The organism is Candidatus Neomarinimicrobiota bacterium (genome assembly GCA_034716895.1).
Taxonomy (GTDB): domain Bacteria; phylum Fidelibacterota; class UBA8477; order UBA8477; family JABMPR01; genus JABMPR01.
The window spans coordinates 16,202-41,380 of record JAYEKW010000062.1; the positions used below are offsets into that span (position 1 = coordinate 16,202).

Annotated in this window: 23 protein-coding genes; 16 read left to right on the forward strand and 7 right to left on the reverse strand. The window is 42.1% G+C overall.

Annotated elements, in window-relative coordinates; genetic code table 11:
• Together carB and carA are read right to left on the reverse strand one after the other, a co-directional pair.
• A partial coding sequence (gene carB / locus U9Q77_04120; protein MEA3286543.1) for a carbamoyl-phosphate synthase large subunit occupies window positions 1-3,172 on the reverse strand: 3,172 nt, incomplete at its 3' end.
• Window positions 3,173-3,286: 114 nt separating this feature from the next.
• Window positions 3,287-4,381: a glutamine-hydrolyzing carbamoyl-phosphate synthase small subunit gene (gene carA / locus U9Q77_04125; protein ID MEA3286544.1), complete on the reverse strand. Its 1,095-nt coding sequence runs from the start codon at window positions 4,379-4,381 to the stop codon at window positions 3,287-3,289.
• 376 nt (window positions 4,382-4,757) lie between these two features.
• On the opposite strand from carA, the gene U9Q77_04130 reads away from it, so the two are divergent.
• Entirely contained in the window at window positions 4,758-5,168 is a 411-nt protein-coding gene (locus U9Q77_04130; protein ID MEA3286545.1) for a nitrous oxide-stimulated promoter family protein, read from the forward strand.
• Window positions 5,169-5,457: 289 nt separating this feature from the next.
• On the opposite strand, the gene U9Q77_04135 is transcribed toward U9Q77_04130, so the two are convergent.
• Both U9Q77_04135 and U9Q77_04140 read right to left on the reverse strand, forming a co-directional pair.
• The gene (locus U9Q77_04135) at window positions 5,458-6,753 is read right to left on the reverse strand and encodes a mechanosensitive ion channel (GenBank protein MEA3286546.1); all 1,296 of its coding nucleotides are present in this window, start codon (window positions 6,751-6,753) and stop codon (window positions 5,458-5,460) included.
• Window positions 6,754-6,765: 12 nt separating this feature from the next.
• Window positions 6,766-6,948, reverse strand: a complete 183-nt coding sequence (locus U9Q77_04140) for a hypothetical protein (GenBank protein ID MEA3286547.1) — start codon at window positions 6,946-6,948, stop codon at window positions 6,766-6,768.
• A gap of 204 nt (window positions 6,949-7,152) precedes the next feature.
• On the opposite strand from U9Q77_04140, the gene U9Q77_04145 reads away from it, so the two are divergent.
• Window positions 7,153-9,582 carry a Na-K-Cl cotransporter gene (locus U9Q77_04145; GenBank protein MEA3286548.1) on the forward strand — a complete coding sequence of 810 codons (2,430 nt, stop codon included), beginning with the start codon at window positions 7,153-7,155 and terminating at the stop codon, window positions 9,580-9,582.
• Between the two features lie 71 nt (window positions 9,583-9,653).
• Here U9Q77_04145 and U9Q77_04150 read toward each other — a convergent pair whose 3' ends face one another.
• Both U9Q77_04150 and U9Q77_04155 read right to left on the reverse strand, forming a co-directional pair.
• Complete coding sequence (locus U9Q77_04150) at window positions 9,654-10,019, reverse strand: STAS/SEC14 domain-containing protein (GenBank protein ID MEA3286549.1); 366 nt, start codon at window positions 10,017-10,019, stop codon at window positions 9,654-9,656.
• A gap of 7 nt (window positions 10,020-10,026) precedes the next feature.
• On the reverse strand, window positions 10,027-10,425 hold the full coding sequence (locus tag U9Q77_04155) for a DUF2914 domain-containing protein (GenBank protein MEA3286550.1): 399 nt from the start codon (window positions 10,423-10,425) through the stop codon (window positions 10,027-10,029).
• A 179-nt stretch (window positions 10,426-10,604) separates the two neighbouring features.
• Here U9Q77_04155 and U9Q77_04160 point away from each other — a divergent pair, with 179 nt between their 5' ends.
• Window positions 10,605-10,997 carry a transposase gene (locus U9Q77_04160; protein ID MEA3286551.1) on the forward strand — a complete coding sequence of 131 codons (393 nt, stop codon included), beginning with the start codon at window positions 10,605-10,607 and terminating at the stop codon, window positions 10,995-10,997.
• Window positions 10,998-10,999: 2 nt separating this feature from the next.
• Here the strand turns inward: U9Q77_04160 and U9Q77_04165 are convergent, their stop codons facing one another.
• On the reverse strand, window positions 11,000-11,842 hold the full coding sequence (locus U9Q77_04165) for a toxin-antitoxin system YwqK family antitoxin (GenBank protein ID MEA3286552.1): 843 nt from the start codon (window positions 11,840-11,842) through the stop codon (window positions 11,000-11,002).
• A gap of 438 nt (window positions 11,843-12,280) precedes the next feature.
• Here U9Q77_04165 and U9Q77_04170 point away from each other — a divergent pair, with 438 nt between their 5' ends.
• From U9Q77_04170 to U9Q77_04230, 13 genes are all read left to right on the forward strand, one after another.
• A complete protein-coding gene (locus tag U9Q77_04170) occupies window positions 12,281-12,949 on the forward strand; it encodes a TrkA C-terminal domain-containing protein (GenBank protein ID MEA3286553.1) in 669 nt (222 codons plus the stop codon).
• 361 nt (window positions 12,950-13,310) lie between these two features.
• Window positions 13,311-14,183: a patatin-like phospholipase family protein gene (locus tag U9Q77_04175; GenBank protein MEA3286554.1), complete on the forward strand. Its 873-nt coding sequence runs from the start codon at window positions 13,311-13,313 to the stop codon at window positions 14,181-14,183.
• 293 nt (window positions 14,184-14,476) lie between these two features.
• Window positions 14,477-14,782: a hypothetical protein gene (locus U9Q77_04180; protein MEA3286555.1), complete on the forward strand. Its 306-nt coding sequence runs from the start codon at window positions 14,477-14,479 to the stop codon at window positions 14,780-14,782.
• Window positions 14,783-14,936: 154 nt separating this feature from the next.
• Window positions 14,937-15,380, forward strand: a complete 444-nt coding sequence (locus U9Q77_04185) for a glucosaminidase domain-containing protein (protein ID MEA3286556.1) — start codon at window positions 14,937-14,939, stop codon at window positions 15,378-15,380.
• A gap of 139 nt (window positions 15,381-15,519) precedes the next feature.
• Entirely contained in the window at window positions 15,520-16,131 is a 612-nt protein-coding gene (locus U9Q77_04190; GenBank protein ID MEA3286557.1) for a MarC family protein, read from the forward strand.
• Between the two features lie 788 nt (window positions 16,132-16,919).
• Window positions 16,920-17,588 (forward strand): DUF5752 family protein, encoded by a 669-nt coding sequence (locus U9Q77_04195; GenBank protein ID MEA3286558.1) that lies wholly within the window; start codon window positions 16,920-16,922, stop codon window positions 17,586-17,588.
• Entirely contained in the window at window positions 17,585-18,826 is a 1,242-nt protein-coding gene (locus U9Q77_04200; GenBank protein ID MEA3286559.1) for a glycosyltransferase, read from the forward strand. Before U9Q77_04195 ends, U9Q77_04200 begins: the two co-directional genes overlap by 4 nt.
• Before the next feature lie 23 nt (window positions 18,827-18,849).
• Entirely contained in the window at window positions 18,850-19,623 is a 774-nt protein-coding gene (otsB, locus tag U9Q77_04205; protein MEA3286560.1) for a trehalose-phosphatase, read from the forward strand.
• Window positions 19,624-19,850: 227 nt separating this feature from the next.
• Window positions 19,851-21,326, forward strand: a complete 1,476-nt coding sequence (locus U9Q77_04210) for a trehalose-6-phosphate synthase (GenBank protein MEA3286561.1) — start codon at window positions 19,851-19,853, stop codon at window positions 21,324-21,326.
• Between the two features lie 84 nt (window positions 21,327-21,410).
• Complete coding sequence (locus U9Q77_04215; GenBank protein ID MEA3286562.1) at window positions 21,411-22,154, forward strand: PRC-barrel domain-containing protein; 744 nt, start codon at window positions 21,411-21,413, stop codon at window positions 22,152-22,154.
• A gap of 652 nt (window positions 22,155-22,806) precedes the next feature.
• Complete coding sequence (locus U9Q77_04220; GenBank protein ID MEA3286563.1) at window positions 22,807-23,322, forward strand: MarR family transcriptional regulator; 516 nt, start codon at window positions 22,807-22,809, stop codon at window positions 23,320-23,322.
• 133 nt (window positions 23,323-23,455) lie between these two features.
• Complete coding sequence (locus U9Q77_04225; GenBank protein MEA3286564.1) at window positions 23,456-23,728, forward strand: hypothetical protein; 273 nt, start codon at window positions 23,456-23,458, stop codon at window positions 23,726-23,728.
• 20 nt (window positions 23,729-23,748) lie between these two features.
• Window positions 23,749-25,176: a sodium:solute symporter family protein gene (locus tag U9Q77_04230; GenBank protein MEA3286565.1), complete on the forward strand. Its 1,428-nt coding sequence runs from the start codon at window positions 23,749-23,751 to the stop codon at window positions 25,174-25,176.
• Window positions 25,177-25,179 lie beyond the last annotated feature (3 nt).

Here is a 25,179-nt window from a genome sequence, read left to right on the forward strand (position 1 = left end):
AAAAAATATCCTGAAGACTGGTAACCGACAGATCATCCAGGGTTAAACGCCGGATGCCTCGTATGGCAGCTTTTGCACCTGACAGGGTTGTGATCACTGGGATCTTATGACGGATGGCAGCCCGGCCAATGGCATATTCATCCTCGCGTGCCAACTCACCCATAGGGGTATTGATCACCAAGTGAATCTCACCATTCTTGATATGATCCACTACATGCGGTCTGCCTTCATTTACTTTATAGATACTTCGAATCAATAAACCGTTCTCTCGCAATGTTGCAGCTGTTCCGTGAGTGGCCATTAAATTGAAGCCCATCTCCTGGAGATCGCGAGCAATATCTATGATCTGTTGTTTGTCTCGATCATTGACGGAAATAAAGACAGTTCCCTGGGTGGGCAGTAAATTTCCGGCACCGATCTCTGCTTTTGCATAGGCCGCTCCCAGACGACTATCCAGTCCAATGACCTCTCCGGTTGATCTCATCTCGGGGGAAAGAAAAACATTCTGTTTTGGGAATTTATTGAACGGAAAAACTGGCTTTTTTACAGCGATCAGCGCGTGTTTTTCCCGAACCAGGTCAAGATCACAAAGCTTTTTGCCTGCTGCCAGTTGTACAGCATATTTTGCCAGCGGCACATCAGTAACCTTGCTGATAAAGGGGACGGTTCGGCTGGCTCGCGGGTTTACTTCCAGCACATAAATAATATTGTTTTTCAAGGCAAATTGGATGTTGATCAAACCGATAGTTTTAAGCGTCCGGGCCAGATCCTGAGTATATTTTTCAATTAGTTTTCGATGGGCAGGAAGCAAACGGTAGGGTGGGATAACGCAGGCTGAATCGCCTGAGTGAATACCGGCTTCTTCAATATGCTGCAGGATACCACCGATATGAACCGTTTCACCATCACAGAGTGCATCCACATCAAACTCGAAGGCATCTTCCAGGAATGCATCAATGAGGATAGGATGATCTCCGCTAATCAGGGTGGCTTGCGCCATAAACTGCTTTAGAGAATTTTCTGTATAGACAATCTCCATTCCACGTCCTCCCAGGACGTATGAAGGTCGCACCAGCACGGGATAACCAATTTGGTTGGCAACAGCAATAGCTTCTTCAATTGAAAAAACCGTTCCATAAGCCGGGGCTGGAATCTGCAACTCATCAAGGATTGCACCAAACTTCTTACGGTTTTCGGCCAGATCAATGGCGGCTGGATCAGTTCCAATGATCCGTACACCTGCCTCCTGTAGACGATTGGCAATATTGAGGGGTGTCTGGCCGCCAAATTGGATCAGAACCCCATCCGGTTGTTCAAGATCCACAATATTCATCACATTTTCGAAGGTCAATGGTTCAAAGTAGAGCCGATCGGAAATATCAAAATCGGTTGAAACCGTTTCCGGATTACAATTCACCATAATGGTTTTGTAACCAAGTTCTTTCAGCCCAAACACCGCCTGAACACAACAGTAATCAAACTCGAGACCCTGTCCAATGCGGTTGGGTCCACCCCCCAGGATCATCATCTTTTTGCCGGATAAGGGAGTGACCTCATTCTCAGTTTCATAAGTAGAATACACGTAGGAAGTGCGAGCGGGAAATTCTGCAGCGCAGGTATCGACTTCCTTGAAAGTTGGCAGGATGCTTTGTGACTTACGAAATTCGCGGATCTCGGATTCAGTTTTCTCAAGACGGTTGGCGATCTGTATGTCAGAATAGCCCCGCCGCTTGTATTCCAAGATGCTTTCAGTAACCAGTTGAGGAGCAGGGTCGAGAGCAAGTTCCTGGATCTGATACAGAAACCAGGGATCAATCCCGGTGATCTGATGCAAAGTGTCCAGATCTACGCCTTCTTCAAAAGCTTTCCAGATCTTTACTAAACGGAAAGCCGTAGCAAAGCGCATCTTGTTGAGATCAAGATCACGACCAGCAGTAGTTTTGGGCTCCAGGCCAATCAAGCCGGTTTCCAGAGAGCGAAACGCTTTTTGAAGGCTTTCTTTGAAGGTCCGACCAATTGCCATGACTTCTCCCACCGATTGCATCTGAACACCCAGAATACCGTCGGCAGTGGGGAATTTCTCAAAATCAAAGCGGGGAACTTTGGTTACGATGTAGTCAATGCTGGGTTCGAAAGCAGCCAGGGTCTTTCCGGTGATCTCATTGGGCAGTTCATCCAGATGATAGCCCACTGCCAGTTTGGCAGCAATCTTTGCAATAGGGAAGCCGGTGGCTTTGGATGCCAGAGCTGAAGAGCGGCTAACTCGCGGATTCATCTCTATGACGATCATTCTTCCAGAAATAGGATCAACCGCAAACTGAACATTGGAGCCACCTGTCTCAACTCCAATGACTCGCAGACATTGCAACGACCAGTTACGCATTTTTTGATATTCTTTGTCTGTGAGGGTCATGGCGGGGGCAACGGTAACCGAATCTCCAGTATGCACCCCCATGGGATCAATATTTTCAATGGAACAGACGATGATGGCGTTGTCGTTTTGGTCACGAACAACCTCCATCTCAAATTCCTTCCAGCCCAGTAATGATTCTTCAATAAGGACTTCCGAGATAGGGCTGGCAGATAATCCATTTTCTACCATTTCCCGGAATTCTTCATGATTGTAGGCGGTTGCGCCACCGGTGCCTCCCATGGTGAAAGAGGGTCTAATGATAGCTGGGAAGCCAGTAGTCTCAACAATGCTCAAGGCCGAGGGAACGCTATGGGCAAACCCGCCTTTGGCTGTATCGATACCCACTGTATCCATGATGGACTTGAATTTTTCCCGATCTTCGGCCTTCTTGATGGCATCCACATCAGCTCCGATGAGTTCGACTTCAAATTGGCTTAGAACCCCCTGCTCATCCAGCTTGATGGCCAGATCCAAGGCGGTTTGTCCGCCAACAGTAGGTAGGATGGCATCTGGACGTTCTTTTTTGATGATGGATGCAACGATGGTTGGGGTCAGCGGCTCAAGGTAGGTGGCATCGGCCAGATCGCGATCCGTCATGATGGTAGCAGGGTTGGAATTCACCAGGATAATGCGATATCCCTCCTCCCGCAGAGCTCGACAAGCCTGGGTCCCGGAATAATCAAATTCGCAAGCTTGGCCGATCACAATGGGACCCGCCCCCAGGATCATGATCGAACGAAGATCAGTTCTTTTTGGCATGGGCATCCATGAGTCTATTTATTAAACCGCGAATTACGCGAAAATACGCGAAGTGAAAAACAGGAGTAATAGTCTTTCTTAGATATAATTTTGCCAGTCAATGAGAGCCTTGGCTTAATCAAGAGCACCTTTCATCATATCGGTGAATTCTTTGAATAAATAACGGGAGTCATGGGGACCGGGACTGGCTTCCGGGTGATACTGGACCGAGAAGGCCGGGCTCTGATTACAGCGCACCCCTTCCAGGGTATTGTCATTTAGATTTACATGGGTGATCTCCAGGGTCGCTGGTAGAGAGGTCGGGTCGACGGCAAAACCATGGTTCTGACTGGTGATCTCAACCTTGTCGTTGAGTTTATTCTTTACCGGATGATTGCCACCACGATGACCGAATTTAAGCTTGTAGGTTTTTGCCCCCAGAGCCAGAGAGAGGATTTGATGTCCCAGACAGATTCCGAAGATCGGGAGCTTGCCAACCAGATTTGTAACTGTTTCTATGGCATAATCAACGGGCTCGGGGTCACCCGGACCATTTGAAAGAAAGATACCGTCAGGGTCTAATGCCAGAATATCATCAACTGGAGTATTTGCCGGAACAATGGTGATGTTGCAATGGTGCTCTGCCAGTTGTCGGAGAATATTGTATTTGATCCCAAAATCCAGGGCAACCACCCGATAGGATTTTGAGGCTGATTCCCCAGGCCAACTCCAGATACTTGAACACGTTACCTGTTTGACCAGATCTTGACCCGTCATGGGTGGAATCTGATCCAATTTTGCTTGCAGCGCCTGGTGGTCAAGAGACTCACTGCTGATGATTGCGTTCATGGCTCCCTCATTCCGCAGAATACGTGTTAAGGCACGTGTATCAATTCCCTGGATTCCCACGATCCCAGCCTGGTCTAGATATTCAGCTAAACTTTGGGTGGATCGGTAATTGGATGGAATAGGGCTGGCATCCTTAACAATAAAACCCTGGACCTGGATCCGGGCACTTTCAATATCTTCAGGGTTTACCCCGTAATTTCCAATTTGAGGGCTGGTCATGGTCACCATTTGACCACGGTAGGATGGATCCGTCAGGATCTCCTGGTAGCCGGTCATGCTGGTATTAAAGCAAACCTCTCCACCGGTGGTGCCGGTAGCGCCAAAAGAAAATCCTTTAAAGTGGAGTCCGTTTTCCAGAAGCAGGATGGCGGGTGTTTTCATTAAAGCCTAATGTCAACTTTAATGAGGGATGTGCAACCTCAAAATCAGTTATTAAAAAAATAGTAACCGCCAATTTCGCCAATTTCACAAATTGTTTTACATGCAAATCACCTTAATTCCATGGGATGGTCCTCTCCTCGGGGGGGTAGCCCTTAGGGCTGGAGGGGGTTCCTGGACGGATCCGAAATCTCATGAGTGATAACAAAGCCAAATGCATGGAAGAACCCCTCCTTAATCCAGAAGGGCCGGCCCTGTCTTTCCCGGGGGAGGGAATATTCATGCCTGAAAAACTTTAGCTGCTTTCTTCAACGATTAACAAAAAAGCTGGATTAATGATAAATATTATCCTTTATTATCGTAGATGAAAATAAGGGTTATGATGTCAATATTTAGCAACAGAATGAACCGTGAAGCAGAAACCATCAAGGTCATGGTTGGAATCTATTGTGGTCATCACCATCAGTTGAAAGTCTCTGATTGTGAAACGTGTTCGGTGATTCAAAACTACGCCCTGGACCGACTCCATTTCTGTCCTTATCAGGAAGGTAAGACTTCGTGTAAAAACTGTCCGATCCATTGTTATAAACCCGCTATGAAAGATGAAGTTAAAAAGGTGATGCGGTTTGCTGGCCCAAGAATGGCCTTAAGGCACCCCATTCTCACAATATTTCATTTTATTGATGATCGTCGCAAGGAGCCTGTCGTAGCCCCTAAAAAGAGTAGAACTATCGGTGTAGATGAGGATTGCGACGTCTGTCCTGGTCCACTTAATTCATCTGCTTCTTAGCAGAACCCAGCATCACATAACCCTTTGCAAATGGTCACGGTTTTGTGAGTTTCCGCACATAACTCGGTTAATTCGTTGATTACTTTTCGTTTACCACCCCTGCTTATTGTGAGCAAACCTACTGGGGTTATACCATTTTCAGTTCGATCTGTCTGGTAGAGTTGTCATTGCCAGTCCCTTTGGGACGTAGCAATCTCCAGAATTATGGTAGGCTTCAGAGTTCGCCGCGCGTTGCTCGCGAAGACGAATACCGCGCATATTGAACTGTAATTGGGGTTAGACCTTGGAATCATTGATCCCCTGCAGCGTGTTTAATATGAATATCGTGTTGGGGAAACGGAATTTCGATATTGTTGGACTTTAGAGTATCCCAAATTTTAAAAAGGACTTCACTTTTAATGTTTCCAATGCCATTCTTGGGGTCACGAATCCAGATGCTCAAGGCAAAATCAATAGAACTATCTCCAAACCCAGTGAGTAAACACAGCGGTGGAGGGGTCTTTATGATTCGCGGCATTCCCTTAATGGCCTGAAGCACCAATTTAGCAACCTGGTGAGGATCGGAACTATAGGCAACTCCGAAAGGGATTTTTAGACGAATACGTGTATTTGAGTAAGACCAGTTGATCACCTGTTGCGTGATCAGGTCTTCATTTGGTATGAGATGTTCATGGCCATCCCGGGTATCCACACTGATGTAACGGGCTTTCATGCGTGTAACCCAGCCATAGACATTCCCGATTTGGATGACATCACCCGGTTTTATTGAATGATCACTAAGCAAAATGATCCCGCTCAATAAATTTGAAGCCACCTTTTGTAATCCAAATCCGATACCAACCCCCAGCGCACCTCCAAATACGGTAAGAGCAGTAAAATTAACGCCAATGCTATTGAGTACTACCACGCCAATGCTAAAATAGACTACGCCACTAACAGTCTTGCTGATCAGAACTGAAGCCGAGGGGGTGAGACCAGGAATCTTCCCGATTTGTTTGCTTAGATACTTGCTGAACCAGCTCCCTGCACGTAAAGCGACCAGCAAAAATAGACCCGCCTTAACCATGGATAAAATAGTTATTCGGATTGTACCGAATGTGAATCCCATTTGGTCTAGAAAGTTCAGCATGGGTTCCAGTACATCAAGAATGCTCAAAGCTGCTATAATCCATGCGGCAATAGAGACAGTGAGCGCCCAAAAATGATCCAACACAACAGAGGTGACCAGCTTAATGGTTATCCACACAACAAGGAGAGTTAGTACCAGATTTATTAGTATGGGCGTCGTCCCAAACTCACTATAAATGAGGCTGGAGATTCCCAGGAGTACTGTCAGATGAGTTGCTGTGACCTGTTCAACCAGAGCATTGAGGAAATTGGTGAATAATTGTTGGGATGGAGGAATATTTTTGGTCTTGTCCAGGAAGAGGGGGCGCACCTGTCGGCTAATCAGGATACTTGCACCCAGAAGAATGAAAATTATGAATAGTTGAACCAGATTTTGTATGATGAACACATTGTCTATAAACCAGGTTTTCCAAATATGAAACAGGTTGACTAACGTTTGAGAATCAAATTTTGGCATGATGTGAATAACTCAAATTTCAGGTTGGGTTTTAATTTCTTCGACTGCTTCACGGTGGGCTATTTCTCCGTGAAGCCCCTTTATCCGTTGATCCAGTTCACTGGACAAGCCGGTGATCGTCAAGGCGATGGCAGCAACCCGGGTCACCACTAATGAAAGTGTTCTGATGAGTAGAAGAGATAGGATTGAGATCATTGCGTGAGACTTAATTCCTTAATAATCAATAATATGTACCGCTTAAGGCAGAGATTGAAATCTTATTTATCCTGTAGATATTTCACTGCCACCCAACGGACTACAAGATTACAATATACGCTACTAGATATTGATATTGAAGGTATTAAAAGTATTTATTATGAAATAATTGAATGTGTCTTTTAAGCAATAGGGAATTGTCAGATGAGTGAACAAGAGCAGAAAGGTTTTGGTACTTTTGGGGGCGTTTTTGTACCCAATATTTTAACGATTCTAGGTGTGATCATGTACCTACGGATGGGCTGGGTCGTTGGTAATGCCGGCTTATTCAACACCATTATTATTATGCTTATTGCCCAGAGTATCACTTTATTCACGGCCCTTTCCATGAGTGCCATCGCCACCAACATGAAAGTTAAAGGCGGGGGTGCTTACTTCATGATCTCTCGCTCGTTTGGCGCTGAGGCTGGTGGAGGGGTTGGAATTCCGCTCTACATTGCTCAAACAATTGGTATTGGGCTCTACATTGTTGGTTTTTCTGAATCCGTTATTTCCCTGTATCCAGATGCGAATCAACTTTTTGTGGGTATCCTTGCCCTTGTCATTCTCACTTCGATTGCATTGGTTAGTTCTAATATTGTGGTCAAGATCCAATATGTCATATTTGGGGTCGTCATTTTATCCATCATATCCTTCTTCTCTGGTAAATCACCTGATCTGACAACGGTTTCCCTGGCTTCTAATTATGGAACAGGATATGGGTTCTGGGCTGTATTTGCTGTATTCTTTCCTGCGGTAACGGGCATTTTGTCAGGGGTGAGCATGAGTGGTGATCTCAAGAATCCCCAAAGAAGCATCCCGACCGGAACCTTATTAGCAGTGGGAGTGGGTTCAGTCATCTACCTGGCAATTGCTATTTGGCTTTCAGCTACTGCTTCCCCCTCTGAGCTGACCTCAAACAACGCTATTATGATCCAGCTTTCTCGTTGGAGTCCGCTGATCTATGCAGGTATCTGGGGCGCCACCCTTTCTTCTGCTATAGCAAACTTATTGGCCGCACCTCGTACCATGCAGGCCCTTTCCAGTGATGGGATTCTCTTAAAAATTCTCAAAAAGGGTCGAGGAGAAATGAATGAACCGGTCATAGCCACACTCATCACTTTTGTTTTTGCCGCAGGGGTGATTGCGATTGGTGATTTGAATGCAATCGCTCCTATTCTGACCATGTTCTTTTTGATTACTTATGGTTCTATTAACCTGATTTCCTTTATCGAGGGTTTGATCGATCGTCCCAGCTATCGGCCAACATTTAAGATTCATTGGGCATTTTCATTTATGGGAGCCCTGGGAACGATTGCCGTTATGTTTATCATTAATGTGTGGGCATGTATCCTGGGCTTTGGCTTCGTTCTGGCTCTTTATATTATGATTAAAAAATCTCAGATGAAAAAGAATTGGGGAGATGTCCGGCGAGGGATCTGGAGTTCGGTTATCCAGTTTTCATTAAAGCAGCTGGATAATCATCTCGAACATCCCCAAAACTGGCGACCTAATATTCTACTCTTTTCAAAGAATAACGCTGCGAGGAGACAACTTGCTCATGTTGCTAATTCCTTGGCTAAACGCCGAGGGTTTATAACCTTTATTAATTTATTGGAACAGGATCAGGAAGATATCAGCGATGCTGCTGAAGAGATGAAAGCTTTCAAGAAATTTCTTAAAGAAGAGGAAATATCAGGTTTTGCCAATGTTGCCATAACCGACAATATGTTGATGGGACAATTAATGTCCGCTCAGGTTCACGGCATTGGACAATATAAACAAAACACGATCATGCTGGAGTGGAGTGACACTGGTAGTAAATGGATGCTGTTCCAGAACAATGAAATGCGCCAGCTCTTTAAGTTATTGCGATTATATCGGAAATTAAATATGAGCCTCCTGTTTCTCTCCATCAGCAAGCGGTATACGATGATGAATAAGAAGCATCTGGTTATCTGGTGGGATCCAACTCAGGATAATGGGAGTTTTAGTTTATTACTGGCTCATCTCCTGGCCACCAGTGATGAATGGGAAGATGCTGAGATTCATTTGAAGTCAGTCGTGCTGAGGGACAAGGTACAGGAAACGCGCTTATTGCTGGAAGAACTGGTTGAAAAATCACGGATTGAGGCCAGCATAGATGTCTACTATCCTGATCCTGAATTGATTGGGAGGATAGAGCACCAATCAGACCTTGTAGACAAACTGACAGGAAAGGATGGCCTCTTGAAAATAAAAGATGCTATCAAATCAGCTTTTGTTTCAAACGATGATCAGGAGTATGCCAACGATGAGGACCTGGAACAGCAAGGTGAAGAGCTTGGTGAGCTTGATGAGGAGTCAGAAGAAGAAACTGAAATTAAACAACGAATTTCCGACCAGATCAATACCACAGATGAGGAGTTACTCGATAGAACCATTAAGGATATTATTGTTAAAGAATCTGCGAATAGCGATTTGGTTATACTTGGGTTCAATTTACCTGATCAAGGTGGGGAAGTGGCCTATATTCGCAAGATGAATACGCTCCTTGAAGAATTACCAACTACGCTGCTGGTCAATAGTCCCTTTGATGTGGACTTGTTTGGATAGGTTGGTATAAAAAGGGTTGACCATTCGATCAACCCTTTTTTGTTGCTGAAAGCAATCAAGCCTGACAACTATCAAGGTAGCTTGGATGGAAATATCCAGCTTCTAGCGGCCTCAACATTTTCAGGTTCAAAGTGTTGAATTTCTACTTCAAGAAATCGGTTGAATAAGTTCAATATTATTTCGTTAAAGCTGGAATCCGATACAATGGCCAGACGCTTTAAGTGGGTACTGTATTTCTTATAAAAGTCATAGTTAGTCAGCATAATTTTTAGAGCATAGGATTCTAAAGTCTGAGCATCAAATAATACATGAATAGCATAATTCTGGGTGCATAATGACTCTAGTTGGTGGATGACCTGGATGAACTCATCATCAGTGATGGTACCACTTAATTGAAATTCAATTTTGCCAGTATCCTGCCATATGACTTGGTACATACATGACCTACTTTACGATGAATGACTTTGTGGCAAGTGCATCACCATCTTCATTAATAATTCTGACCTTCCAGGCACCGCGAAGCTCACTATTCACCTTTTTACTGGTCCATGTACGCCACTTGCCAGACTTTTTAATGTTCAGCTCTTTGCGGAACACTTCTTCGCCTTCATATTTCCAGACATGAGTAATGTGTCTGCTAGTGTCCCCATTTGCGAAGGTAGTATGGCAGTAAAGCTTTTCTGCTGAAGCACTGAATACTGTATCTACACCCACAGCTTCTCGCTCAATCACATCCGTACAGATAGAGACTTTCAATACTTCAATTCCTTTTTCGGTCTGGGCGCTTACACTGATAGCAAGCACTCCAATTAAAACAATAAAGACGAATAGCGTTTTTTTCATGTTGTTCCTTCTCTCTGTCCCTTGATTTGGACCTGGTTAATTTGTATTATCTAACGGTAATACTGCATTATGAGTAAAAAAACAAGGATAATGTATCAAAGCAGTACCGAAATAAATGACAGATTATTTCTTAAATTGGTCGATTGGAAACAAAATTATCATTCAAGGAAAGTGAAAGCATGAGGAAAAGAAAATACTCTCCTGACAAAATGGCAAAAATATTTGCCGATAGAAGTCCTGAATTATCTGTGCGAAAAGTTGCCGAACTGCATGGAATAAGTGAATCGACTTATTACCGATGGAAAAGAGATTACAGCAACATAAATGACTGTGGTGATCAACTTGTCAAACAAAAAGTAGAGTTGAAGTCCCAGCAAAAATCCATTGCTTTGCTATCCCTTGATAAAGCGATGCTACTGGATATCCTACAGGGTCTACAGATCAAACCTGGGCAGAAGCGTGTTCTCGTGGATTATTTGCGAAAAACTTATATGGTAAGTGAGCGTAGAGCTTGCAAGCTGCTTCAGCTTAGCAGAACCAGTTATCGATATCTGGGTAAAAAACCGAAGTAGAATCAATCATTAAACCTGGTTTTTTTCAGCATGACCCCATTTTCCCCAATGCGGGTCCATAAACCAACTTTTTTTCCAGCCTTATATGCTCCTGCGACTTTAGGTGAACCATTTTCCCACCAAGTGCTATAAAACCCTACTATGTTACCCATTCGATAGGCTTTTTCTTCCTTTATTTTGCCGCTGGGATACCAGGTTTTCCAGGCACCATCGAGCTTGCCAGCTATATAGGCGCATATTTTTTTCTTCTGTCCATTCTTGTACCAGTAGGTTTGGACTCCCTGTAAGATTCCATTCTTATAGCTGGTCCGCGATACTTCACATCCCTCAGAAGTCCACTCTTTCCAGATCCCTTCTTTTTTTCCGTGCAAGAAATTTCCGGCCATTCTTTCCCTGCCATTATCATGATAAGTTATCCAAGAGCCACTTTTTAGCCCCTCAGAGTAGCTCGAGGTAGAGGATCTCTGAATACTTATTTGCCAGCTTGTCCAGATGCTGTCCTTTTTACCGAATCTGAAAAACCCATTTTCCGTAATTGAACCACCCTCTCCGAAGTAAATCCACTCCCCATGTTTGAGATTTTCTTTAAACTTCCCCTTTTTTTTCACTAATGTGCTATTCGCATGGTAGTATGTCCAAACCCCGTCTTTTTCTCCCGCCAGAATGTAGCCATCAAACTTCTTGTGATGCTCTGTAAGGTTTTCTACGGACCCACTGTATGGAGTATCAGAACCCTGAACGAAAAATAATTTGTTTCTGATTTCCAGGCTGTCATACTGAGCTATTTCTTTTGCCTGTAAAGGAAAACTAAGTAGCAATAAAATTAAAGTGATATTTATAATCAAGATCGTTTCCAGTTTTTTAAAAATTAAATACTCATTCCAATACATGCTCACGGAGCTCGGACAATTATTCCAGAATTAACCAAGGAAGATTGTCTTGCTAGATTCAGAAGCTCGAACAATCAAGCCATTGAAAATTAATTATATCCACCATTATTTATGACAGTAATATTATTAAATATTGGTATCATCGAAAAACATAACCCTGCAGCAAGGTAAGCCAAAGAAGTAATTAGGCCAGACCTGGTAATAATTATGTGCCAGTGTTTGCTTTCAACGAGTAAGCTTAAGAATTATAGATTATGGCATATAAAATGGTACCGAATTGGTATAAAATGTGCATTTTATACAAGGGACGTACTTTTAGCTGGACAACTTGATGAAATAATCTTGAGTTGCCATTGAAGAAAAAATATTTGGACTGTTTAGGACGGAGAGAAAATGAAACTATGGAAAAAAATGAGGGGTGGAGCTGCAGCTGTTGCAGCGCTGACGAAAACACAGGTCGAGGTTTCTGAAGTAAGCCAACTTCAGGCTGAAGTAGATGAGTTACGGGCAGCTATTGGTGTAACATTTACTGGTCTGGGGAGCGCATATTATGACTATGCCAGCGAAAGTAAGGTGGAGGGGATTCCCAACGAAATTGATGAACAGCTCAAGCTTTTATTTGACATGCATCATAAGTTGGCAGAGAAAGAACAACAACTCGCCGGAATAAAAGCAGAATATGAGGAACAGACCTTATCATTGAGTCACTTTCGTGAATTCAAGGAGGCTCTTGATGAGGCGGGGGGCTCGATTGAATACGTCACCGTTGAGGAATCATCTCCCTTTTTGTACAGGACCGTCAGTGAGATGGGATTCCCAGAGGATATTCTGGCTGGCATGATCATACGCATGGGCAACGCTTTGATTCCAGGGGGGGATACTCGCATCGAAGTAAACGATAAAATTGTTCTCCTGGGCAAGAAGGAAGCTGTCGTCGGGCTACTGCATAAATTTAAAAGTGAAGGGGAACAGGAAATTGTTCCCGCCAAGAATGATGAAAAAGATAAACCTACACCATCAACAAAGCCTGGCACAAAAAAAGCAACAGCAAAAAAGAGGTAGAGGCAAAAACAGAAGGAATGAAAGCAGATGCTAAATCTGAGTATCTAAAATAATTAGCTACTTTAAAAGATGGAAGAAAAGATCTTCAAAGCAAGTATGACGCCACCGCAAAAAGTTCCTTACGGTTGGAAAATCATGCAATATGCACGTACATCAATAATAATAACCAGATAGTATAATATTGACTATGTCTATAAATACCAATACTATGCGACCTCGCGGTTAGACTTTTTGCGAGGCCGTCAATATTTGCCTTGTTATCGAAAAAAATCCCCGCGACTTTTTGCACATCTCATGCTTAACATAAGACTGGTTTAATTCAAGAAAGAGCACTAAATATCATTCGATGAAAGAGAATAACATGAAAAAAAATGTATCATTAGTACTGTCTGGCGGAGGAGCGAGAGGAATCGCACATATTGGGGTAATTGAAGAACTGGAAAAGCAGGGCTATAATATTCACTCTATAACAGGGACCTCTATGGGCGCAGTGGTTGGTGGGGTATATGCTGCTGGAAAACTTAAGGAGTACAAGAGTTGGATAACATCACTCGATAAAATGGATGTGTTTAAACTGCTTGATTTTACGGTTGGTAAGCAAGGTTTTCTTAAGGGGAACAAGGTCTTTGAAGCGCTGAAAGAATTTATACCAGATTTGAGAATTGAGGATATGGAAATTAATTATTCTGCAACAGCTACTGATTTAACAAACAAAAAAGAAGTTCTTTTCACAAAGGGCAGTCTTTATGACGCAATGAGGGCGTCTGTTGCAATACCAAATGTCTTAACGCCAGTCAAATACAAGGGATCCATACTTGTAGATGGTGGAGTGGTAAATAATATTCCAATCAATTGTGCAAAACGAATTAAGAATGATATTTTAATTGCAGTTGATGTTAATGCTAACGTTCCTTTAATTAAAGTAAAAGACAAACATGATAATTCTAAGGATAAAGACTCTTCATATTATCAGAAAGCACTAAGGAAAATTCAAAAGCAATTAAACATGGATATATCTTCTACAGATGAGGTTAGCTTAAGCTCTTTTGATATTATGAGTAAATCTTACGAAATGATGAGCGACAAAATAGTTGCCATGGCCCTTGATGTAAATCCACCTGATATTTTAATAGAAATATCAGGTGAGAGTTGTAGCATATATGATTTCTATGAGGCCGAAAGGTTGATCAGAATTGGACAAAAAGCCACAGTAAAAAGCGTGAATGGAAGTTAATATTTAGTTTGAGTACTGTAGGCAAATCGAGGAGATGCATTTTATATGGGATGCAACGCAGAAGGAATTTAGCGAACTCAAAGAAGCCAGCGAAGAATCCTGGGAAGATCTTAAATCTGGAGTTGAGCTTTCGTGGAATTCACTCGGTAAGGCGGTGAGATCTGCCATTTCGAGGTTTAAATGAAATAGCCTAACAATCGCATGCACTCGGACATCAAAAAGCGTCGCTCCCCGTTCCTCGTCGCGTTGCTTTTTGCTGTCGATGATGGGCGTTATACGTGAATGGATTAAATATGAAAAATATTATTAAATGGATTATCGTATTACTCATAAGTAGTAGTTTTCTTGTTAATTGTGAGGGAAAAACAAAAAAACAAAAAAACCAATCAACGAATAAACCTATCGAAAAGATATCTCAGGATGCAAACATAAAAAAAGATAGCACTCCAAGTGGAAACCCTAGGATAATTCAAAAACAAATAAAATCTGTTGATGATATAGTAAAAATAGATGCGAAATTTGTAAAACCAATTGACTATACAAATGTGATTTCTCTAAATGAGTTAACTGTTCTGGAAAAAAAAGAAAAAATTTATTGATTTAATACTGCCTGGGATTCTAATTGCTAAATATAAATATTCTCAATTACTCGAGAAAGTAAAAGTTATTTCTAAGAAGGAAACAAAGACGGCAAAAGAACAAGAACACATAGATGAATTAATTAAAACATACAGTGCCAAGGATGTAGAAGACTTGAAAAACCGTTTATTAACGCACCCAACAAGCATTATTTTGGCTCAAGCTTCTATAGAAAGTGGCTGGGGAACATCTCGCTTTTTTCTTCAAGGAAGAAATCTTTTTGGTGTTTGGTCTTTTAATAAAAATGAACAGAGAATTCAAACTAAAGGAACCCGAGACGGGAAACATATGTATGTAAAAAAATATTCTACTATTTCTGAATCAATCGAAGATTATTTTAAAATATTAGCCAGAGGAGGAGCATATGTCCGATTCAGGGCAAGAAGAGCATCGACAAATAATCCTTATGAAATAATTAAGACTCTTGATAAATACTGTGAACTTAGAGAAAAATATGTTGTTAAATTAAAGAACCAAATTAGTTATAATAAATTTGAAAAATATGATGCGTATGAATTAGATCCTCAATACCTGCGCAATTTTCATTTGATGATGTAAAAAGGGGAAATGTGCGCCAGCCAAGCGAAGCTGGTGCTTTCAAGCTGGACAATCCAGGCCACACAAAGGCTGGTAAGTAAGTGTGGTTATCTTAAAGTGAACATTACCCCAACAAAAACGTTAGGACCCCCTGGAGGGGATGATGAATACATTTGTTAATGTAATAATATTGATGTTGATGCTTTTGAACCCGTTTCTGTTGGTTGTTTATCTCACTGACATCATGAGAAATAAAAGTGACAGATATTTTGCAAGGTTAATGTTTTCATCAGGCCTGATTTCTATAACTGTATTTTCTCTATTTGCAGCAGTGGGTGATTATATATTTAGAACTGTACTGCAAGCTGAAATGGCTTCCTTTCAAATATTTGGTGGGATTATATTTCTCATTATTGCTTTAAAATTTGTATTCAACAGCGAATCTGCAATGGACAGTTTGCGAGCCGATTCAAAACATCTAAGTACAAATATCGCTATGCCAATCATGGTTGGCCCCGGAACCATTGGCGTGAGTATAATGGCTGGTGAAAGACTCGAGTTAAAGATGGCTATTCTTGCGGTTGTAGTGAGTGTAACCATATCAATCACTATCATCGTTCTTCTGAAGAAGCTATTTGATGTTATTGCCAGAAAACGAGAGTCCCTGATTGAGCAATACATCGCTGTTTCAGGTAAAGTAACCGCCTTGATCCTGGGGACTTATTCTATTGATATGATAATGGCAGGATTAAAAATCTGGCTAAATAAATAGCAACGTAAGTAGCCCGTATATTTTATAAAGCAGTACTCTTTGACTTGTTATTCCAATTTCTGACTGCTTATGTCGGAATAAATCGGTCTTCAACGGTCATACCGTCCGTTTTCGGTTAATGGTAAAGCCAAACAAATCTAGAACAAAATTAAATTACACAACTATGATGGTCTCGCAAAAAGTACCTCTCGCCCGCCTGCGTATAACTTCGTGCGGGCAGGCAGAGCACGCAGAGCGTTGTATTGAGCCCTTCGGTTAAGCTCAGGAACCACCTGTCGAAATAGTGCAGAGTATTGATATTAATGGATATAGAAGTATTTGCGTTATGTGGTAAAGATTAAATGAGTTAGGGCGTATTTGATGATTTTTCAACCGTAAGGAACTTTTTGCGGTTTCGTCAACTTTCAATCCAGATATAGTATGATCTAGTCATATACAACCGAATTTCGCGTTTTCCAGTCAGATCAGTGCAAACTCCAGTAAATACAAATCTCGCACACAGGAAGTCAAACACAATGACAGTGCTTGCATTTAAGCATGTGGCATGGTAATATATCGTGAACTAATCATTAGTGGACATATAGTAGCGCATGCTATTATTAGTATACTGTTATATTGTTTTGTAATAAGCAAAAAGAAAAGACGTGAAGGGGGATAGGGGACGAGCAAACTTCTGGAGCAACAACACCAGGTTATCCAATACAGTATACGACAGGTAATGGGTATGTTTAGGCTGGAGAAAACAAAAACTAAGAAAAAACCGATTATGGGACAGAATTTATAACATTATGAAAGTACAAAAAAAAGAACCTCTGGTAATTAAGGATTGTGCGCTTATCGCCCTGGCAACTGGCAGGAAAGCTCGGACACTCAAAGAACTACGCGATAATCTTGAAATAATTGAATCGGAAAGTATTTACTACCATTTCTGGGGCAGTCTTCTGCGCCCCCGTTTTGAGGATGCGGAATATCATAATGATTTTGCTGCGTGGGCCGCTCATAGTTTGAATGATAAAAAAATGGCCGAACAACTCGGGGTGGTGGATCCTACAACATTTACAACCATGGATAATCTGCGATTTGAGTTACTGGAAATTATTGATGAAAGAATAGATGAGTTAGATGTTTTGCCCACAGCAAGCCGGGATAAGCAATTTGAATTTATCAGCTCAGAGATTGTTGTGTTTACAACCATGCAGACAGTCATTGAACCTGAGATAATGAAAACGCTTGTGTTAGAACTATCACTGGGCAGTATTTTTTATCACTTTATCGATGCGCGACGCAGGACATCCGAATCAATTGATGATTTCAGCCATTGGCTCATGTCATTTGGTGATGAATATGAAGATGCCATCAACGGCATCGCCGATATTGACCCATACTTTTCACCCCTCACCGATTTACGCAATCAGTTGAGTGAAACCCTAATGAACCAGATACAGGATAAAAAATGAATCGTTTGATATTTGATTACGCGCCGATAACAGGACTGGATGTAATTGAACAGCTCCAACAGTTAGCCAAACCGCTTAAAGGGTTGCGCGTTGTGCATGTCAATTCCACCAAAGCCGGGGGTGGGGTTGCAGAAATATTGGATAAAATGATCCCGCTCATGAACGATTTGGGAATTGATACGAGCTGGGAAGTTATCAATGGAAATCCTGATTTTTATAGCTGCACCAAACATTTCCACAATGCTATTCAAGGCAATAATGTACAGATACCAGCGCGTTTGCTACAGGCTTACGAGAGGACAAACACGGAAAATGCCAGTCGTCTGGAAGCAAAACTCCGCGATGCAGATGTGGTCTTTATACATGATCCGCAACCGGCTCCACTGCTGCAAAACATTAAAGGCAGAAAGGGAAAATGGATCTGGAGATGTCACATCGATGCAAATAAACCTAACAGGCCAGTTTGGAAGTATTTGCGAAATTATATCGCTCAGTATGATGCCAGTATATTCTCCCTGGCTGCTTTCGCCCAACCCATGCCGCATCCTGTTTATCTCATTCCTCCCAGTATTGATCCATTGAATGAGAAAAATATTGAGTTGGATACCAATGAGATATCTTCAGTTTGTGATCAGTTCAATATCGACCGGGATGCCCCTTTGTTGGTGCAGATCTCTCGTTTCGATCGCTTTAAGGACCCCATTGGAGTCATTCAGGCTTTGAAGCATGCAAAAAAGTTTGTACCCAATCTGCAATTGGTTCTTGCAGGGGGTGGCGCCAGCGATGATCCTGAAGGTGAGGAAGTATTAGAGGAAGTGAGATTGGCCTCAAATGGTGATCCGGATATTCACATTTTAGAGCTTCCCAACGATGCTCATCGCCAAATAAACGCACTTCAATCAGCGGCTACCATCGTCATTCAGAAATCAATTAGGGAAGGCTTTGGCTTAACCGTTACTGAGGGTATGTGGAAGCAAAAACCAGTTATCGGGGGAGATACTGGTGGGATACGACTCCAAGTGATAAATCATCATACGGGTTTTTTGGTTAATTCTCCTGAAGGGGCTGCCTTGCGTATTCGACATCTTCTTGGTAACCCACAAAAATTATCAGAAATGGGTGTGAAGGCAAAAAAGTTTGCGAGAGAAAACTTTTTAATCACAAGGCATATCCGTGAATACTTGACTCTCATGCTTTCGTTGGTAAGCGGCACAAAACACAGAATTGACCTAAAATAAAACCATTACTGGAAGATTATTATATGAAGAGACTAAACAATGATATAGACCTGCGTAAATTTTATAAAAAGCTGGATTCGGATGGCCCAAAATTGCTCTTCTTGGATTATGATGGAACATTGGCACCTTTCTGCGATGACCCACAGTTGGCCTATCCATATCCAGGTATAAAAAGTATGCTTGATGCAATCATCAGTAATCCCACAGTACGGCTAGTTATTATCACGGGAAGGTCTATTAGCGAACTGCAAGCTTTACTTGACCTGAAACAGGATGTAGAGATATGGGGCACCCACGGTCATGAGCACCTGCTCCCCAATGGAGACTATTCCTTGGTTGATCTTAGCCCGAATCAAAACATGGGTTTAAGCTTGGGTGTTGATGCGGCTTTGTCTGTAGAGCCTTTGCTCAGGGTAGAAGAGAAACCTGGTGCGGTTGCTTTTCATTGGCGAACTATTCAAGCCAAAGATGTTGAGAGATTTCAAAACCAATTAACAATGAAACTTGAAAATATTTCCCAGCATCACGAGTTGGTACTTAAGAAATTTGATGGGGGGCTGGAGCTTATCTCACCAACAATGGACAAAGGTAGGGCTGTTCGAGAAGTGCTGCGAGAAGTAACCCCAAATACGACAGTGGCTTACCTTGGAGATGATCTTACGGATGAGGATGCTTTCTGGGAACTAAAATATAAAGGACTGACAGTACTTGTTAGAGATGAATTGCGTGAAACACAGGCGAACCTCTGGATACAACCACCTGACGAGCTTCTTCAGTTTTTAGAAAAATGGAAATAGGATGGTCTCGCAAAAAGTACCTCTCGCCCGCCTGCGTATAACTTCGTGCGGGCAGGCAGAGCACGCAGAGGCGCAGAGTATTGATATTTATGGATTTAGGGGTATTTGCGTTATGTGGTTAATATTAAATGGGTTAGGGCGTATTTGATGATTTTTAAATTACTTTTTGCGGTTTCGTCAAATAGAAGAAACTGAACGAAAAATTATCCAAGAGGTAAGCAAAAAAAATGAATATGAAACGCCACAGATTAATTATCGTATCAAATAGGTTGCCAGTTGTAGTAAATAAAAATATAAGTGGATCACTAGAGGTGAAGCCGGGATCGGGAGGACTGGTCACGGCGCTTGCCCCCGTTTTACGTAACCGCGGAGGTGTTTGGCTTGGGTGGTCCGGACTAACTACAGAAAATCCTCGAAAGATTGGGAATTTGCTGTCTTCTCTCGATGACAGAATTGGGTATTCACTGGAATCTGTAACATTGGATGAGAACGAGATTGAAAACTACTATAAGGGATTTTCCAATGAAACTTTATGGCCTCTTTTCCATGATCTGATTGACCATTGTAAATTTAAACCAGAGTATTGGAAGACCTACCAAAGTGTCAATATGAAATTTGCTCAATCATTAAAAAAGATCATTAAAAAAGATGATTTTATCTGGATTCATGACTATCACCTGATAAGCATGATCCGTTTTCTAAGAGAGCTGGGTGTAAACAATAAAATTGGTTTCTTCCTGCATATACCCTTTCCGCCTACAGATATCTATACACGCCTACCTTGGCGAGTTGATATCTTAGGTGATCTTCTGCAATATGACCTGGTTGGATTTCAATCAGCTCGCGATAGGAGGAATTTCACAAGCAGTGTTCGGACACTGATCGACAAACCAAAAATTGAAGGGAAGGGGCAAGTCATTAACATCGTGCGAAAAACACGAACTATGAGGGCTGGAGTCTTTCCGATCAGCATAGATTATAAAGAATTCGACGACTCAGCAAGTTCAAAACCTGTGACACACAAGGTGGTGACGAAAGAAAAATATTTTGAGGAGCAAAAGGTAATACTGGGCGTTGATCGTTTAGATTACACAAAAGGTATCCCTGAGCGTCTGGAAGCATTCAGAGAGGCTCTCCGAAGGTATCCAGTCCTGTTGGGCAAGTTGAGCTTGATCCAAATTCTAGTCCCAAGTCGCAGAGATATACCACATTATGAGAACCTCAAAATTAAAATTGAAAGATTGGTTAGTGAGATAAATGGGGAGTTTTCACATTCCGGGTGGACACCAATTGAATACCACTTCCGAGCAGTCAGCCGAGATGCATTGTTATCCTATTATCGAATTGCTGAGATCGCGATTGTGACTCCATTGAAGGATGGGATGAATCTGGTAGCAAAAGAGTACTGTGCATCAAATCCAGAAGGTATTCTCATCTTGAGTGAATTTGCCGGCGCGGCGGCTCAGCTAAAATCTGGAGCTTTACTTGTCAATCCACATGACTCGGTAGCGTGTGCTGAAGCAATTCAAAGAGCGGTGCACATGCCAGAATCCGAACGTAAGGTTAGGATGAAGAAACTCAGAAAAAATGTACATCGCTACGATATTTATTGGTGGGTAGAGAATTTCTTGGATGCCGCATTTGCATCGAAGTTGAGTGAGTTTTCTCTTATTGCAGACTATACCCCCCTCGCAGAAGGATGAATAAGACAACGGTTAAATTTCATGAAACAACTGGAGCATGAAGCCCAGTTATCGTGACGAAAACTTGACATCAAGGAGGAAAGCATGTTACGTAGCGTAAAAGAAATTATGGCGTGTAGTCTAGAATCTAAGTCTGGGGAAATTGGTAAATCAAAAGACTTATTATTTGATGATGACAAGTGGGTGATCCGATATTTAGTGGCGGATACGGGTAAATGGCTTCTGAGAAGGCAAATTCTTATTTCCCCGATTTCGTTGAAGGGAATAGATTGGGATACACAGCAATTACCCGTTGACCTTTCCAAAGAACAAATAGAGTCTGCACCCAGTATAGAAACAGATATGCCCGTTTCCAGGCAGTTTGAAATTGAATTGTCCAAGCATAACAATTGGCCTTATTACTGGACCGGTGAGCAGGCAATGGGAGCTATGCTGACACCGGGAGGCGCATACCCAACTATCTTTGATAAAGACAAGTCGGAGGCTGATGTTAAACGTGATAAGCATCTCCGCTCAGTAAATGAGGTTACAGGCTACCATCTCTTAGCGGAAGATGGAGAGATCGGTCATGTTGAAGACTTTATTGTTGATGATGAGGCTTGGGCAATCCGCTATATCGTTGTGAATACTCGGAACTGGCTCCCCGGTAAAAAGGTTCTGGTTTCACCATTTTGGTCCAAAACAATTGATTGGGCTGAAAGGAAAATCCTGTTCGGGGTTACCATGGAGCAGATCAAAAACAGTCCAGAGTATGACCCAACAAAGTCTATCACTCCAGATTATGAGGATCTTCTGTTCGATTATTACGGAATACTGAAAGACATTTAAGAGCATGAGTAACATCTGTATCAAATAAAAGTATGTTCATTTAACAACAATCTGAGAATATACCGGACCATAGATCAAGACAGATTAGCATAGCTGCAATTAATAATAATGGTTCATCATAATAATGCGTACCTGGATACAATCATTAAGATTGGGGGTCAATAAAATATTCTGGGGTACAAAGGTATAAGGGTTATAAAGACTGTGTGAGAATAGGGCAACTCTTACCCCATGCTTCAGCTTGGGGTTTAACCGACCACAAGAAATTCGGGGGGGGCTATAGCCCAACTGTGTAGCTGATTAATCTTGGGCTAAAGCCCTTTTTTGTGTGGATTCTAGATCCCCAAGCTGCATTTCGATAAACTCAATAACCAGCATAGGGTAATTGATAAGTTATTGTTATTCATGTCATTGCATAAGCTCAGTGTATCATAATCGTTGTAACTGACTCAAATACAGGTGATTACAGATTTTCGTGAGAAACTTCTGTTGTTAATGTCCCTCCCGTTGGCGAGGAGTATACAAACCGTAAGAGTCCAAGAAAAATTAATATAGTAATAGTTAGTGCACTAACAACTTGTGTAGAGATGATTCGTTTGATATATTCAGCCGTGACTTAAAGAAATAAATCAAACGTGAAGAGTAAATTAAAATGACCAAAACAACTGATTCAAAACCCGAAGATAGACAGCTCCCATTTGATCTTCAAATCTTGCAGGCGTTACGTCAAATTATTCGTGCCATTGATATTCATTCACGGAAACTTAAATCCACCTACAATACCACGACCCCCCAGCTCATTTGCCTGGGTATTATTAAAGATCACGGTTCTTCCACAGTTACTCGAATTGCCGGGCAAGCCTATTTGAGCACAAGTACGGTAGTGGGAATCCTGGATCGTCTGGAAAAAGAAAGCTTGATATTGAGGGAAAGAGATAAAAAGGATCGTCGGCTCTGGAATGTCATTCTCACAGAAAAAGGGAAAGCACTTTTAAAGCAGATTCCGTCCCCGTTGCACGATGGTTTACTCAATGCTTTGCAAAATCTTCCAGAGCGTGAGCAAGCCAATATTGCAGTCTCCCTGTTAAAGATCGTTAATCTGATGGGTGCTGAATCAGTAGAAGCTGCTCCTATTTTGGAGACCGCACAGATACTCCCCGTAAAATAAAATACATCTATGAATAATACCAATAACCCACAATAACCATTATGCTGAGAACCAAATTTATTCTATAACAATCAACTGTTTTACCTCTTGTTACCATCATACCAATTATTTTTTCAGGAAAGCGAAGGTGAACATGTTTTCCATATCGGAAACTGCAAAAACACGCTTATCAGAAGCTAAAAAAGAACTAAAAGGTCATGCAGGAATGGTCGTGCGGCTCGATGCTTCAACTGATCACAAGGGAGCATTCAAACTATACATTGATACAATCCACCCAGGCGATTATAAAATCTATGGTGATGATGAAGAACCAATCCTGGTTTTAGAGGAAACCCTTTTACCCAAACTGGCAAAAACTGGACTAGAGTACGATGAACAGTTCTCGTTCGTTCATGTGAGTGACTAGGTCTACATAAAGGAGTTCTTATGGCTTTTCTAGATTATGTAATTTTCGTCATCTATATGTTGATCATCCTGGGGGTTGGCTATTATTTCTATCGTAAAAATGAATCAGCTGAAGATTACTTCGTAGGTGGTCGTAGCATTTCTCCAACTCATATTGGTTTGTCAATTGCTGCTACAGATGTTGGTGGTGGCTTTTCAATCGGTTTGGGGGGTCTTGGATATCTGATGGGACTCTCAGGAAGCTGGTTATTATTTACAGGGTTATTGGGAGCTTGGTTATCGGCTGTTTTTATTATTCCTCGACTAAAAACTTTGGATTTAGAGCAAGGTTTTATGACTTATCCTGACTTTCTACGTCATCGGTACAATGGAAAAGTCGCCATGGTAGCAGCTGTGATCTCAGGTGTTGGGTATCTGGGATTTACCAGTGGTCAAATCCTGGCAGGAGCGAAGCTCATGTCTGGTTCAGTGATCTCAACAGCACCCTGGGGACTTGAACCACTCACATTCTCTATCTATGTCATCGGGTTTATCATCGTGGCTTACACAGCTCTCGGTGGTTTGAAGGCAGTTATTTACACCGATACTGTACAATGGATCATCTTAATTAGTGGTCTTATCCTGTTTGCCATCCCCTTTGCCATCATGGAAACTGGTGGTCTTGGGGCCTTGCGTGAGCAACTCCCTGTGGAATATTTTTCTTTCTCGAACATACAGCCAATTACATTTATCAACTGGCTCCTGACCATCGTACCAATTTGGTTGGTAGCCATGACTTTGTATCAACGGGTCTTTGCCAGTCGCTCGGTTAAAGATGCTCAAAAAGCCTGGTATATTGCCGGTGCTTTTGAATATCCCGTCATGGCTTTTACCGGTGTCATCCTGGGTATGATTGCCCGGGTATTATTCCCTGGTGTTGAAGCGGAAATGGGAGTGCCCATTCTGTTAAGGGAAGTACTGCCAATAGGAATTACGGGAATTGTAATTGCGAGTTACTTCTCCGCTATAATGTCCACAGCAGATAGCTGCATACTTGCTTCATCCGGAAATTTTGTAAATGATTTAATCGAGAAATTGAGTCCCAAATCATATAATGTAAAACAGCTGATCCATATTTCGCAGCTTGTAACCTTAGCAGTTGGAATAATTGCCATTCTTTTGGCCAGCTCTTTCACCACGGTTCTGGAAACCATACTGTATGCCTATCAGTTCATGGTTGCCGGGCTTTTTATACCAACTCTGGCTGCATTCTTCTGGAAAAAAGCAACTCCGCTAGCTGCATTATGGGCTATGATTGGTGGTGGCACGTCTGCCCTGACTATGATTATTACCCAGGTCGATTTGCCTTTGGGCTTGGATCCCACGTTTTATGGTATGCTAATTTCCGCAGTTACACTCGTTGCAGTTTCATATTTAAGGAAGGATGAGGTGAACCATCTCCAAGACTGACAT